Origin of the sequence: Vibrio splendidus, assembly GCF_003345295.1 — a bacterium.
In the GTDB taxonomy this organism is placed as follows: domain Bacteria; phylum Pseudomonadota; class Gammaproteobacteria; order Enterobacterales; family Vibrionaceae; genus Vibrio; species Vibrio splendidus_K.
Map to the genome: position 1 here is coordinate 2,155,628 of NZ_CP031055.1, position 13,391 is coordinate 2,169,018.

Annotated in this window: 13 protein-coding genes; 9 read left to right on the forward strand and 4 right to left on the reverse strand. The window is 43.8% G+C overall.

Annotated elements, in window-relative coordinates; all coding sequences use genetic code 11:
• Positions 1-202 precede the first annotated feature (202 nt).
• The 3 genes from nth to DUN60_RS09395 all read left to right on the forward strand — a co-directional run bounded on the left by nth (position 203) and on the right by DUN60_RS09395 (position 2,028).
• A complete protein-coding gene (gene nth, locus DUN60_RS09385; protein ID WP_102281089.1) occupies positions 203-838 on the forward strand; it encodes an endonuclease III in 636 nt (211 codons plus the stop codon).
• A gap of 130 nt (positions 839-968) precedes the next feature.
• Positions 969-1,385, forward strand: coding sequence for a lactoylglutathione lyase (gene gloA / locus DUN60_RS09390; RefSeq protein ID WP_054547234.1), 417 nt, complete (start codon positions 969-971; stop codon positions 1,383-1,385).
• A 208-nt stretch (positions 1,386-1,593) separates the two neighbouring features.
• Complete coding sequence (locus DUN60_RS09395) at positions 1,594-2,028, forward strand: DUF2753 domain-containing protein (RefSeq protein WP_004734047.1); 435 nt, start codon at positions 1,594-1,596, stop codon at positions 2,026-2,028.
• A 95-nt stretch (positions 2,029-2,123) separates the two neighbouring features.
• Here the strand turns inward: DUN60_RS09395 and motY are convergent, their stop codons facing one another.
• A complete protein-coding gene (motY, locus tag DUN60_RS09400) occupies positions 2,124-3,005 on the reverse strand; it encodes a flagellar protein MotY (protein WP_114633823.1) in 882 nt (293 codons plus the stop codon).
• A gap of 188 nt (positions 3,006-3,193) precedes the next feature.
• Between motY and rnt the strand changes: the two genes are divergently transcribed.
• Together rnt and DUN60_RS09410 are read left to right on the forward strand one after the other, a co-directional pair.
• Positions 3,194-3,838, forward strand: a complete 645-nt coding sequence (rnt, locus tag DUN60_RS09405) for a ribonuclease T (RefSeq protein ID WP_017061178.1) — start codon at positions 3,194-3,196, stop codon at positions 3,836-3,838.
• Between the two features lie 65 nt (positions 3,839-3,903).
• On the forward strand, positions 3,904-5,229 hold the full coding sequence (locus DUN60_RS09410; protein WP_054547232.1) for a Na+/H+ antiporter family protein: 1,326 nt from the start codon (positions 3,904-3,906) through the stop codon (positions 5,227-5,229).
• Between the two features lie 229 nt (positions 5,230-5,458).
• On the opposite strand, the gene DUN60_RS09415 is transcribed toward DUN60_RS09410, so the two are convergent.
• Both DUN60_RS09415 and DUN60_RS09420 read right to left on the reverse strand, forming a co-directional pair.
• Positions 5,459-6,088, reverse strand: coding sequence for a DsbA family protein (locus DUN60_RS09415; RefSeq protein WP_114633824.1), 630 nt, complete (start codon positions 6,086-6,088; stop codon positions 5,459-5,461).
• Positions 6,089-6,185: 97 nt separating this feature from the next.
• Positions 6,186-6,524 carry a Grx4 family monothiol glutaredoxin gene (locus DUN60_RS09420; protein ID WP_017076187.1) on the reverse strand — a complete coding sequence of 113 codons (339 nt, stop codon included), beginning with the start codon at positions 6,522-6,524 and terminating at the stop codon, positions 6,186-6,188.
• 269 nt (positions 6,525-6,793) lie between these two features.
• On the opposite strand from DUN60_RS09420, the gene sodB reads away from it, so the two are divergent.
• The 3 genes from sodB (at position 6,794) to DUN60_RS09435 (ending at position 9,132) form a co-directional block, all read left to right on the forward strand.
• Positions 6,794-7,378, forward strand: coding sequence for a superoxide dismutase [Fe] (gene sodB / locus DUN60_RS09425; RefSeq protein ID WP_004734050.1), 585 nt, complete (start codon positions 6,794-6,796; stop codon positions 7,376-7,378).
• Positions 7,379-7,665: 287 nt separating this feature from the next.
• A complete protein-coding gene (locus DUN60_RS09430; protein ID WP_268808335.1) occupies positions 7,666-8,169 on the forward strand; it encodes a VC2046/SO_2500 family protein in 504 nt (167 codons plus the stop codon).
• A gap of 279 nt (positions 8,170-8,448) precedes the next feature.
• A complete protein-coding gene (locus DUN60_RS09435; protein ID WP_054547229.1) occupies positions 8,449-9,132 on the forward strand; it encodes an SDR family oxidoreductase in 684 nt (227 codons plus the stop codon).
• A gap of 190 nt (positions 9,133-9,322) precedes the next feature.
• On the opposite strand, the gene adhE is transcribed toward DUN60_RS09435, so the two are convergent.
• On the reverse strand, positions 9,323-12,028 hold the full coding sequence (adhE, locus tag DUN60_RS09440) for a bifunctional acetaldehyde-CoA/alcohol dehydrogenase (protein ID WP_054547228.1): 2,706 nt from the start codon (positions 12,026-12,028) through the stop codon (positions 9,323-9,325).
• Positions 12,029-12,666: 638 nt separating this feature from the next.
• On the opposite strand from adhE, the gene DUN60_RS09445 reads away from it, so the two are divergent.
• Positions 12,667-13,305: a YchE family NAAT transporter gene (locus DUN60_RS09445; protein ID WP_114633825.1), complete on the forward strand. Its 639-nt coding sequence runs from the start codon at positions 12,667-12,669 to the stop codon at positions 13,303-13,305.
• Positions 13,306-13,391: the final 86 nt, after the last annotated feature.

The window sequence follows — 13,391 nt, forward strand, 5'->3', positions numbered from 1 at the left end:
TTACAGTAGCTTAAACCCTGCTGAGTAGCTCAACCGCTCAGCAGGTAAATAGATTGACCAAGTACACATAATAATGACGCTCATAAGAGCGCGTAACCGATGATAAAGCCTGAACCATTGCGAAACTTGTTATTTTAAAACGAGTAAGTTTGAAAGAACTTCGCCGGAACTCAAGCCCTAACTATTTGAAAGTAATGTCGCTATGAACAATGTAAAACGAGTAGAAATACTTGAGCGTTTGAGAGAAAACAATCCAAATCCAGAAACCGAGCTTAACTGGAACAGCCCTTTCGAGTTGCTGATCGCCGTGCTCTTATCTGCGCAGGCAACCGATGTCAGCGTCAACAAAGCCACTGATAAGCTTTATCCTGTGGCTAATACTCCACAGGCTATTTTCGACCTAGGTGTCGATGGCCTAAAAGAGTACATCAAGACCATCGGCCTATTTAATTCGAAAGCAGAAAACACCATCAAAACGTGTCGTATGCTGCTTGACCTACACAATGGTGAAGTACCGGAAGATCGCGCTGCATTAGAAGCCCTTCCTGGCGTTGGCCGTAAGACTGCCAACGTAGTATTGAATACCGCTTTCGGTTGGCCAACCATTGCCGTTGACACTCACATCTACCGTGTATCAAACCGCACCAAGTTAGCGATGGGTAAAACGGTCGATGATGTTGAAGCTAAGCTGCTCAAAGTCATTCCAAAAGAATTCAAACTGGATGTCCACCATTGGCTCATTCTTCATGGACGTTACACCTGTGTCGCGCGTAAACCACGCTGTGGCAGCTGTATCATTGAAGACCTATGTGAGTTCAAAGAGAAGACAGACGTCTAGGCTCATAAGCTTTAGCTCTAAGTAAGAAGCTAAGAAGCTAAGAAGCTAAGAAGCTAAACAATGCCGCATTTTTCTAGCGGCATAAACAGAATTACAAAAACGTATACATAATTAAAGCTAGGAGCAAATCATGTCAAACGGTCGTATTTTACACACCATGCTACGCGTGGGTGATCTAGACAAGTCTATCGAGTTCTACACCAATGTAATGGGCATGCAGCTATTACGTAAGAACGAAAACAAAGAGTACGAATACACGCTGGCTTTCGTTGGCTTTGGTGATGAATCTCAAGGAGCTGTGATTGAGCTGACTCACAACTGGGGCACGACTGAATACGACCTTGGCTCAGCTTTTGGTCACGTTGCTATAGGTGTTGATGACATCTACACAACGTGTGATGCAATTAAAGCAGCAGGCGGTAACGTAACGCGTGAAGCTGGTCCGGTTAAAGGCGGCTCCACACACATCGCATTCGTTAAAGATCCTGATGGCTACATGATTGAACTTATTCAGAACAAACAAGCAAGTGCTGGTCTAGAAGGTTAATTCCTAACAAACCGCTATGAAGTTTGGCTTTGAAAATAAAAGCCTAAACCAATACCAAAAGAAGCGAGCCCTATGCTCGCTTCTTTTTTATGTTTCCACGCATGAACAATACCCTTCACTAATTATTATTAACAATCTCACCAATGAAACTTTACATGATAATGATTATCATTTAAATTAACCACCTATTGATTAGTGAGGTAATACAATGATTAGCGAATGGGAAAAACACACGTTACTTGCCGATACTGCATTGCAGCTCGACGATCCTGTACGAAGTATTCTTCACTATCAGCAAGCATTAAACTTAAGCGAAGAAATTACTGAACGCACTGATATTCAGGCTGACGAACGCCTACTGATCTCAGTGATCTCTTGTCACAATCTCGCGCAATTCTGGCGATGGGCTGGTGATACCGAATACGAGCTCAAGTATCTTCAACTGGCTTCAGAAAAAGTGCTGACACTGATCCCGCAGTGCCCTAACACTCAATGTTCCAGCTTTATCGATTCTATTGGTTGCTGTAAGAAAGCGCTGATCGATTTCATGAAACGCCATCCCAATCCTAAAATTGCTTCTATGGTAGAAAAGATCGATACCGCGACCAACTGTGAAATGATCGCTCGTTTCCGCTTGAACTAAACGAGTTACGTTTAGACAATAGCTCCAAATTTTAAAGACAAAAAAGCCCGTCATTACGACGGGCTATCTGATTTCAAAACAAGCAATTATTCTGCTTAAACCTGCGTACGACCTAAAGAGATCACAACGCGTCGGTTCTTGTCTTTACCGATTGGCGAATTGTTGTCTGCAATCGGGCGACGTTTACCATAGCCCTGAACTTGGATACGATCTTCTGGCAAGCCTAAAGATTTGAAGTACTCTCTTAACGATTCCGCTCTGCGCTCTGAAAGGTTTTGGCTAATACCTTTGCTGTCGACAGAATCGGTGTACGTTGCCACCAGCACAAGATCGATGTCTTGGTTGTAGCGAACATAATCAGCAATTTGGCTCAGCCTTTTGCGCGACGACTTGTTCAGCTGATCACTGTTACGGTCATAGTGCAAAATAGTGAAAGAGATATCTTCAAAGCTGTAAGGCAGCAGGTTAGCAACACAGTCACTGAACACATTGTATTTTTCTTGGAATAACACCGACGATAACGATACTTCGATACGCTGATCTCGGCTCTGCCACTCTTGGTAACTGAATGTCGGGTAGCGACCTTTCTCCAACTCACTCAAAATCCCCCAAGCTGTTTGACCACCGACATAGCCATCAAATTGTTGGAAGAATTTAATCGTAGTCATGCGATCAGCACTTTCGCCCGGACGCCAAGGTGGCGGCATAGAGATTAAGCTAACATTACGTGTAGCCCCCATTGGGCGACGCATTTTAAGCTCAAAGTCCAAAATGATTTTTTTACTCGCGCGAGATGAAAACTCAGCATCACCAAAATTTGGGATAGGGTGAACCAAGCGGCATTCGAGTGGCGTGTTGGCCACCATCTCCCACGTTGACTGTTGAGGAGATGCTCCGTAACGCTTTTCTTGTGCCATTACTGGTGACGACATAAGTAGCGAAAATAGTATTGAACCTGTTATGAGTTGTTTCTTCATAAAGTGGAGTATCTCTTAAGCAATTCGTTTAACAATGCAGCCAATTGCCGCATTTTTCTCTCACGTTTAAATATGCAATTATCAAGCCGCAATGGATTAGGTAATTTATGATTTATTGCCCTTACCTAGTTTTTATCACTGCTATTATCTGCAATAATGCAGCCTTAATCACACTTATTTGGGCTAACATGACTGTAGAAAACGAAGCTCTGACCCTAAAAAAACGCTTTCGTGGCTATTTTCCAGTGGTCATCGACGTGGAAACCGCAGGGTTTAACGCTGAAACCGATGCATTATTAGAGATCTGTGCCATTACGTTAAAAATGGATGAGAACGGAGATCTGCACCCTGCATCAACGCTTCATTTTCACATTGAGCCTTTTGAAGGCGCAAATATAGAGCAGGCAGCATTAGACTTTAACGGAATTAAAGACCCATTTAGCCCATTACGTGGTGCAGTGTCGGAACAAGAAGCCCTTAAAGAAATCTACAAGCTAGTGAGAAAAGAACAAAAAGCTTCAGATTGCAGTCGCGCAATCATGGTTGCTCACAACGCTACATTCGATTTGAACTTCGTTAATGCAGCAAGTGAGCGCTGTAAGCTTAAACGCGTCCCTTTCCATCCATTTGCTACTTTTGACACTGCAGCTCTTAGTGGTCTCGCCTACGGTCAAACCGTTTTGGCTAAAGCTTGCCGCACTGCAGGGATGGAATTTGACAACAAAGAAGCACACTCTGCTTTGTATGATACGCAAAAAACCACAGAGTTATTTTGCGGCATTGTAAACAAATGGAAAGCCCTTGGTGGTTGGCCTCTTGTTGACGAAGAATAAAAAATAGAGTCGGTAAACGTTCACTCGTATTGCCTTCATAAAAAACACAACATCCCGAGAATAATATGAATCCTGTTGTAATTTCAGTTTGCATCATGCTGGTTTTAGCTTTGATGCGCGTAAACGTAGTCGTTGCTCTCACGTTCAGCGCAATTATCGGTGGCGTAGCCTCAGGTATGGGCTTGAACGACGCAGTCGCGGCTTTCGAAAGCGGATTAGGTGGCGGTGCAACTATCGCACTTAGCTACGCTATGCTTGGTACATTCGCTGTTGCTATCTCACGTTCTGGTATCACAGATCTGCTTGCTCAAAGCGTCATTAAGCGTATTCACGGTAAAGAGAACAGTGCAGCGTCTAATGGTCTAAAATATGGCATCCTAGCGTCTTTGATCCTAGTGACCATGTCTTCGCAAAACGTAATCCCTGTACATATCGCCTTTATCCCAATCTTAATCCCACCTCTATTAGGCGTATTCGCAAAAATGAACCTAGACCGTCGTCTGGTTGCGTGTGTACTTACTTTTGGTCTGATTACTCCGTATATGGTTCTACCTATCGGTTTTGGTGGCATCTTCCTAAACAACATCCTGCTTAAAAACCTTCACGACAACGGTCTTGAAAACGTAGTAGCTAGCCAAGTACCAATGGCGATGTTGTTACCGGCTGCAGGCATGATCTTTGGCCTTCTTACGGCAGTATTCTTTACTTACCGTAAGCCACGTCAATACAAAGAAACGTCTCATACTGTTGTTTCAACCGAAGTGAAAGAGATCAACAAGAAGCACATCCTTGTGGCTGCTGCTGGTATTGTTGCTGCGCTAACGGTTCAACTATCGACAGGTTCTATGATCATCGGTGCTTTGGCTGGTTTCATGGTATTCACCTTCGGTGGTGTAATCGCTTGGAAAGAGACACACGATGTCTTCACTAAAGGCGTTCACATGATGGCAATGATCGGTTTCATCATGATTGCAGCGGCAGGTTTTGCGGCGGTTATGAAGCAAACGGGTGGCGTTGAGTCTCTGGTTGAAGCACTTTCAACAAGCATTGGTGACAACAAACCTCTAGCGGCACTGCTTATGCTAGTCGTTGGCCTGTTGGTAACAATGGGTATCGGTTCTTCGTTCTCTACGATTCCAATCCTTGCGACTATCTACGTTCCACTAGCGGCTGCATTTGGTTTCTCACCAATGGCAACGATCGCTTTAGTAGGTACAGCTGCAGCGCTAGGTGATGCGGGCTCTCCGGCTTCTGACTCAACATTAGGTCCAACGTCTGGTCTAAATGCTGATGGTCAACACGAGCACGTTTGGGAAACCGTTGTACCGACATTCTTACACTACAACATCCCACTGATCGTATTCGGTTGGGTTGCGGCTATGGTTCTGTAATTAGGTTCTTTAGCTAAGAATCGATACGCAATAAACCGTAAGTAGTAAGCTATAAGCTATAAGCTAAAGAAAGACATTATAAAGACCGCCTCGTGCGGTCTTTTTTGTTCCTGGGATTCATTCCACTCTTCCTTCCTCTCAATGAACCGGCGACACCAAACAAAAAAGGCTTACCCTGATGAGTAAGCCTTGGAAATAATTTGCATTAATACAGACAACTCTCGCAGAATTATGCAGCGGGAGCGTTGTTCACAAGCACTTCACGAATCGACTTAAGCGTCGCTTCAGTCGATTGGTAATCTAACTCAACTTCACTAAAGATACCGTTCACTTCAAGCATTAACGTCGGGTAAGAATGTACGCCCATCGCTTCTTTAAAGCCTAACTGGTCATCTAATTCACTTTCCAATAACTTACTAGAAAGATCATTTTCAAACTGTTGTACATTCATCCCTAGCTCTTCAGCTAACTGCAAATGCGTTTCTTGGCTGTGTGGCAACATCGCACGAAGATAGTAAGCGTGTTGAATTGCTTCAAGCATCGCTTCGTAATGGTCTTGAAAACCAGCAGCGATCACGGCACGACAAGCAGGGTAAGTGCTGCGAACTGGTTGGCATTCAGTCCAAAATTCGTGGTTGAACTCAGTATCCAACTTAGCTTCAATCTGCTTCCAGATAGCTTGCAGCTTACCTTTCATCTCTTCTGACATTGGATCTTCAGAATCAGGGGCCAAACCACCGACTACGTAGTTAAACTCAATACTCGCAGGTAGCTGCTGTTTTAAGAGTTCTAATGTTGGCTTATAACCCCAACACCAACTGCACATTGGGTCATGCACATAATGAAGTTTTACGTCCATTGTTCATTCCTTATCGAGTCTTTCAAACCATTCAAACAAAAAAGGAGCCTCATTAAGGGCCCCTTCCATTCAATATTTAAGCGCAAAGGCTTAAAGCTTACTCAGCGTCGTCGCCAGCTACTTTAGCAGCCGCTTCTTTAACGATTGGCTGAAGTTCGCCTTTTTGGAACATCTCAAGAATGATGTCACAACCACCGATCAGCTCACCGTCAACCCAAAGTTGTGGGAACGTTGGCCATTGTGCGTAAGCTGGAAGCTCTGCACGGATGTCAGGGTTTTGTAGGATATCTACGTAAGCAAATTTTTCACCACATGCCATTAGAGCTTGAGATGCTTGAGAAGAAAAACCACAGCTTGGCAGCTTAGGAGAACCTTTCATGTAAAGTAGAATGGTGTTTTCTTCAATTTGCTGTTTGATTTTATCGATAGTTTCCATTGCTTCCTCGTTAATGGATTACGGCTTTTATTGCCTTTATTCTACCCCAAACCAAAAGAATAAAAACCATATAAAAAAAGCGGTTTAAGAGCTAAGCTAACAATTCACACAAAAGTGATGAATTAAGCTTTTAATAAAGTAAAAACTTGCTAAACTATATCGCAAGTCAGCAAATTGACCATGGTTGGCTGTAAAGCGAACCATGAATAATAATATCACTGGAAGCAATCGAAAGAGTTAACTCTTTCATATCAATGGAGAATTGAGCAATGGCATTTGAACTACCGGCTCTTCCTTACGCGAAAGACGCGCTAGAACCACACATCTCAGCAGAAACGCTAGATTTCCACCACGGTAAGCACCACAACACTTACGTTGTTAAGCTAAACGGTCTTATCCCAGGTACTGAGTTTGAAGGCAAAACACTAGAAGAGATCGTTAAGACTTCTACTGGTGGTGTTTTCAATAACGCTGCTCAAATCTGGAACCACACGTTCTACTGGCACTGTCTTGCTCCTAAAGCAGGCGGCGAACCAACTGGCGCTGTTGCAGAAGCTATCAACGCTGCATTCGGTTCTTTCGAAGAATTCAAAGCGAAATTCACTGATTCAGCAATCAACAACTTCGGTTCTTCTTGGACTTGGTTAGTTAAGAAAGCTGACGGTTCTCTAGACATCGTTAACACTTCTAACGCTGCTACTCCTCTAACAGAAGAAGGTGTTACTCCACTTCTAACTGTTGACCTATGGGAACACGCTTACTACATCGATTTCCGCAATGTTCGCCCTGACTACATGGCTGCATTCTGGAACCTAGTAAACTGGTCTTTCGTAGAAGAGAACCTAGCTAAGTAATTATTACTTACGCTGCGCTATTTATAGCGAGTTATCTATTGAAAGCTCATGCCTCGGCGTGAGCTTTTTTGTATCTATCGTATTCCACAAAATCTAGACCTTTCTTAGCCTATTAACCTATTAGCCAGTTAGCCAGTTAGCCAGTTAGCCAGTTAGCCAAGAGAGCTTACTTCTCGACCAACTCCTAGCACTCTTCCCCGCCCTGCATAAATTCTCTATTTGCCTGTAATTAAACACTAAAGTTTGCCGACTCCATGCCGTTAAAGGTGTATCCAATGAGAGGCAGCATGCAAATACATACTTTAGACAAAGCAGGAATCATCAACGAACTGAAGTTCGGCATCGGGATCAGCCAAGCGGTTGAACAAGGTCGCCGTGCAGATTTCGCGTTGCTGTTATCTATGTTTTCTAATGACGTTCGTGATTGCACGCCGATTGACACCATTGAAGTCACAGAGACAACTGATGATCGCCTGCGTAAACACTTCGGCGTTGCAGAGCCGCAACAGCTGCGTTCGAACCAATCCTCGTATGAGATTTCAGCTCAGCAATCTAATCATTTTCATCAAGCTAGCCTTGCCAGCGCAAAACTCAGCCATTACTTGAAACCGGAAGCCCTTGCCTTCATGCCTGAAGATACGGCCGACTTACCCGAAGAGGTTTACCAAAACCTTTCTGGTCATGACCGACGTAAATTGGCAAACAAACAAGTACCTGATTTGCCACTTGCTACGCTCTACAATGAACTATCAACTGCCCAACGTCAGTACCAAATTCAAGCTCAAGTATAGCTGCCACCTACCTTTCCTCTCTTTCGCTCTCTATCAACTGCTATTCTTGATTAGTTCGCCGCATTTCAAATTATTCACATGAGTGATATGAACCACCAGCCTTGGGTGAGCGTGAAATACGAGTTGTCGATTACTACTTGAAGTTACTGCGAAATGTGAGCTGCCACTAAGTTCATAAAAACTTATCAATTGGCACGCCTTTGTTTGAACCTCTTCACACCCATTGTATGAAATTTAACCCATCCTTATCCGACATGGACGATTTATTTAGGTGCTGGGATGGAAATAAAAAGCTCAATTATATTGGTGACATCTGCAGGCTCGCGACTCGGAGGGACGATTGCGAACCACTTTGTTAACCTTGGAGCCACAGTCATCCTTTGTGATAAAGACACGGAAGCACTTCAAGCGACCTATTTACAATGTGCTCGTTTTTCTGACTCGGTTTACCACTACACGCTCAAAAGTAATGACAACCAAGCAATTCTCAGTGTGTTTGATTTTATTCAAACCACCTTCAACACTACACCCGATGTACTGGTCAATAATTGGATAAGCTCTCCGATGCCAAGCCTAATTGGCGATCAGCCTGTCAGTAGCTTTATCAATGATCTTTCTTCTATGGCTACGACTCTTTTCGCATTTGGGCAAATCAGTGCCGAGAGATTACGAGAGGAGGATAAAGAAGGCGTTATTGTGAATGTGATCTCTCACGATGATTTCCATGACGTGTCCGGCTTAGAGAGTGCGAATTCAATGATCACTGGCTTTACCCATAGCTGGGCCAAAGAACTGACTCCATTTGGTATTCGAGTCGGCGGTGTTGTCCCTGCAGTCCATAACTCCGATGGCAAACTCAACCGATGCCACTGGGCTCAGCTGCAAGATGAACTGACCAGAACAACGGAATACATCGTCTCTAATGATTACTTTAGTGGGCGAGTGGTCGCTGCTGAGGTTTAGTTCTTCCCCGATGCCAAGCACATTTGAGCCATTCATTTCTAATCGAGTGACGTAAGTCTAGCCTTTCAAGCCGCGTAGAGCAGGCAGTAAACATAAAAAAAGCCCCAGTCTCTCGACTAGGGCTTTGATCTTTTCCCGATAGATAAGGTTCGTGCTAGCGAAAACTTATCTCAAAACTAATGCTTACTTATTATGCGTTAGCTTTTTCTTTTTTAGCTTTTGCCGCTTTCGCGTCAGCTGGCTTTTGGTCAGCTTTCTTAAGAATCACTGTAGTGCCTTCGAAAGTTTCACCTTCAACGTAAGGAGTACCGAAGTAAGACGTTGTTAGTACTTCTTTTAGCTCAGTGATTAGTGGGTAACGTGGGTTAGCACCTGTACACTGGTCATCGAACGCTTCAACAGCTAGCTCGTCTAGTTTAGCGATGAAGTCAGACTCGTTAACACCCGCAGCTTGGATTGATAGTGGGATGTCTAGGTCGTTCTTAAGCTCTTCTAACCAAGTTAGTAGACGTTCAATCTTCTGAGCAGTACGGTCACCAGCTTGGCTTAGGCCTAGGTGGTCAGCAACTTCAGCGTAACGACGACGTGCTTGTGGGCGGTCGTACTGAGAGAATGCAGTTTGCTTAGTTGGGTTATCGTTCGCGTTGTAACGTACAACGTTTGAGATAAGTAGTGCGTTAGCAAGACCGTGTGGTAGGTGGAACTCAGCACCAATTTTGTGAGCCATTGAGTGACACACACCTAGGAATGCGTTCGCAAAGGCAATACCAGCAATCGTTGCAGCGTTGTGTACTTTCTCACGAGCGATTGGGTCTGCTGAACCGTTTTTGTAGCTTGATGGTAGGTATTCTTTAAGCATCTTAAGAGCTTGTAGAGCTTGACCATCTGAGTATTCGTTCGCAAGAACTGATACGTAAGCTTCAAGAGCGTGAGTTACGGCATCGTAACCACCGAACGCTGTTAGAGACTTAGGCATATTCATTACTAGGTTAGCATCAACAACAGCCATGTTTGGCGTGATTTCGTAATCCGCTAGTGGGTATTTAGCACCAGTCTTGTCGTCAGTAACAACGGCGAAAGGCGTAACTTCTGAACCCGTACCTGAAGTTGTAGTGATACATACAAGCTCAGCTTTTTTACCCATTTTAGGGAACTTGTAGATACGTTTACGGATATCCATAAAGCGCATTGCAAGTTCTTCGAAGTGAGTTTCTGGGTGCTCGTACATAACCCACATGATCTTAGCAGCATCCATTGGAGAACCGCCACCTAGAGCAAGGATTACGTCAGGTTGGAAGCTCTTCATTGCTTCAGCGCCTTTCTCAACAACAGACAGTGTTGGATCCGCTTCTACATCGAAGAATACTTGAACTTCAATACCCTGTGCTTTCAGGATTTGTACTACGTCGTCTGCGTAACCGTTGTTGAACAAGAAACGGTCAGTTACTAGGAATGCGCGTTTCTTACCTTCTAGGTCGCTCATTGCGATTGGAAGGCTGCCACGACGGAAGTAGATAGACTTAGGTAGTTTGTGCCACAACATATTTTCAGCTCGCTTCGCTACAGTTTTCTTGTTGATAAGGTGCTTAGGACCTACGTTCTCAGAGATAGAGTTACCACCCCATGAACCACAACCAAGAGTTAGAGAAGGTGCAACGTTGAAGTTGTACAGGTCACCGATACCACCGTGAGTAGTAGGGATGTTGATTAGGATACGAGCCGTCTTCATCTTGTCACCGAAGTAACGAATACGATCTGCGTTTACGTCTTGGTTAGTGTAAAGACCAGACGTGTGACCGATACCACCGATTTCAACCATCGTTACCGCTTGAGCAACAGCGTCTTCGAAATCGTCTGCGCGGAATAGACCTAGAGTTGGAGACAGTTTCTCGTGAGCGAATTCGTCATCGTAAGAAACTTTACCAAGACCTTCACCTACAAGAACTTTAGTATCAGCAGGAACTTTAACACCAGCCATTTCAGCGATTGCTGGAGCAGGTTGACCTACGATCTTAGCGTTTAGGTTACCGTCGATAAGAAGAACTTTACGTACTTTATCTGCGTCAGTTTTAGATAGAACGTGAGCTTTGTGAGAAGCAAAACGCTCTTTAACTTCGTCATATACTTCGCTAACTACGATTGCAGCTTGCTCAGAAGCACATACTACGCCGTTATCGAATGTTTTAGACATAAGAATAGATGCTACAGCACGTTTGATGTCAGCTGTTTCATCGATAACAACAGGAACGTTACCAGCACCAACACCGATAGCAGGCTTACCAGAAGAGTATGCTGCTTTAACCATGCCTGGACCACCAGTAGCTAGGATAAGCGCGATACCGTCGTGCTTCATAAGCGCGTTAGAAAGCTCTACAGATGGTTGGTCGATCCAACCGATGATGTCTTTTGGTGCGCCCGCTTTAACAGCCGCATCTAAAACAAGTTTAGCAGCGTCGTTAGTAGAGTTCTTTGCACGTGGGTGTGGCGAGAAGATGATGCCGTTACGTGTCTTAAGAGAGATTAGAGATTTGAAGATTGCTGTAGAAGTTGGGTTCGTTGTTGGAACGATACCACAGATGATACCTACAGGCTCAGCGATAGTCATTGTGCCTAGGCTGTCATCTTCTTCTAAGATGCCACATGTTTTTTCGTCTTTGTATTTGTTGTAGATAAATTCAGATGCAAAGTGGTTTTTGATAACCTTATCTTCAACAATACCCATTCCAGATTCAGCAACTGCTTGTTGTGCAAGTGGGATACGAGCGTGGTTAGCAGCAAGAGAAGCTGCACGGAAGATTGCGTCTACTTTCTCTTGAGAGAATGTTGCAAACTCTTCTTGTGCTGCTTTAACGCGAGCTACTAGAGCATCAAGTTCCGCTAAGTTAGTTACAGGCATGGTGGATCTCCTAAAATAATAAATATTAAAAACTTTTTATTAAATTCGCTGCTTGCCTTTAACCTTAAACATCAGCGTTCTTAGTAAATTGCTTTCAGGACTGAGTATATTATTTCACTGTGTGAAAAAAATTGACCCAGATCAGTTACCCAAAAAGAATTAACCAGAAAGTAGTAAGGCAATCGCAAAAATTAACTTAAGAGCATGATTTACATAGATTAAAATCACACTTTCCGTTAGCGCAAAAAACAAGCAAACAGACAACTTTTTTCTACATAGCGTCATAAACTGTAAAAAAGTTTCATTTTTAGTCCGTTAAATTACATGTATACAGCTATATTCGTGCTACTGAGAGTATATCCATACCGTTGCAGCGGCTAGATTCTGACATAATTTTTATTAAATTCGTGCGATGGTTAACAGTTACTTAATAACAAGTTACAAAATGAAACACTAACAACTAGCTTTCAACAAGGCGAATACAAAAGTGAGATTCAATTAGTTTTTCTAAAAAAAATCCCCTATTTCAGGTTAGTTTTTTTCATTCGTGCAAATTGAGTTTGTCCCTTACATTACGCGCTCTGACTATTCACAGATCAACACTTCAACTTTAAGTACGCTAACTGGAGACCGCTCTCATGCAAGGCTTAGAACTCGCAATTTTTATGCAATTCTTCCTTGGGCTTGTTGCTGCCGTAAACCCTATCGGCATCATGCCTGTTTTTGTTTCTCTTACTGCTCAGATGCCGCCAGAAGAGAGGAACAGGACAGCCTTACAAGCAAACATTGCTGTTGCCGTTATCCTGATTGTGTCGCTTGTTGCGGGGCAAATGCTGCTTGATATGTTTAGCATCTCGCTAGATTCATTTCGTGTTGCAGGTGGTTTGCTATTGCTGAGCATCGCATTTTCGATGATGAGCGGTAAGCTCGGTGAAGATAAACAGAACAAACAAGAGAAATCTGAATACATCAGCAAAGAGCAAATCGGAGTTGTTCCACTGGCTATGCCGCTAATGGCGGGTCCGGGTGCAATCAGCTCGACCATTGTTTATGGGTCTCGCTATCCAGCAGCCATTGATACCGTAGGCATCGGCATTAGTATCATCGCGTTTGCAACATGCTCTTGGCTTTTGTTCCGTTCAGCGCCGGTTATCGTTCGCTTTTTAGGTCAAACGGGTATCAACGTGATCACTCGTATCATGGGCTTGATTCTTGGCGCATTGGGCATCGAGTTCATCGCCAATGGCCTACGTAATCTGTTCCCAGGTTTGGCATAACGTTTAACGGCATTTCGGTTGCTCTATAAAGGGCAACAATATTGAAATATAGATGAGGCGAGTAAAGCAATTGGGCTTTCACTCGC

Excerpts from the sequence above, each read along its gene's own strand:
- DUN60_RS09445 (WP_114633825.1), top strand. The coding sequence starts at position 12,667 with ATGCAAGGCTTAGAACTCGCAATTTTTATGCAATTCTTCCTTGGGCTT.
- DUN60_RS09410 (WP_054547232.1), top strand. The coding sequence starts at position 3,904 with ATGAATCCTGTTGTAATTTCAGTTTGCATCATGCTGGTTTTAGCTTTG.
- DUN60_RS09415 (WP_114633824.1), bottom strand. The coding sequence starts at position 6,088 with ATGGACGTAAAACTTCATTATGTGCATGACCCAATGTGCAGTTGGTGT.
- motY (WP_114633823.1), bottom strand. The coding sequence starts at position 3,005 with ATGAAGAAACAACTCATAACAGGTTCAATACTATTTTCGCTACTTATG.
- gloA (WP_054547234.1), top strand. The coding sequence starts at position 969 with ATGTCAAACGGTCGTATTTTACACACCATGCTACGCGTGGGTGATCTA.
- DUN60_RS09430 (WP_268808335.1), top strand. The coding sequence starts at position 7,666 with ATGCAAATACATACTTTAGACAAAGCAGGAATCATCAACGAACTGAAG.
- nth (WP_102281089.1), top strand. The coding sequence starts at position 203 with ATGAACAATGTAAAACGAGTAGAAATACTTGAGCGTTTGAGAGAAAAC.
- DUN60_RS09395 (WP_004734047.1), top strand. The coding sequence starts at position 1,594 with ATGATTAGCGAATGGGAAAAACACACGTTACTTGCCGATACTGCATTG.
- sodB (WP_004734050.1), top strand. The coding sequence starts at position 6,794 with ATGGCATTTGAACTACCGGCTCTTCCTTACGCGAAAGACGCGCTAGAA.
- rnt (WP_017061178.1), top strand. The coding sequence starts at position 3,194 with ATGACTGTAGAAAACGAAGCTCTGACCCTAAAAAAACGCTTTCGTGGC.
- DUN60_RS09435 (WP_054547229.1), top strand. The coding sequence starts at position 8,449 with ATGGAAATAAAAAGCTCAATTATATTGGTGACATCTGCAGGCTCGCGA.
- DUN60_RS09420 (WP_017076187.1), bottom strand. The coding sequence starts at position 6,524 with ATGGAAACTATCGATAAAATCAAACAGCAAATTGAAGAAAACACCATT.
- adhE (WP_054547228.1), bottom strand. The coding sequence starts at position 12,028 with ATGCCTGTAACTAACTTAGCGGAACTTGATGCTCTAGTAGCTCGCGTT.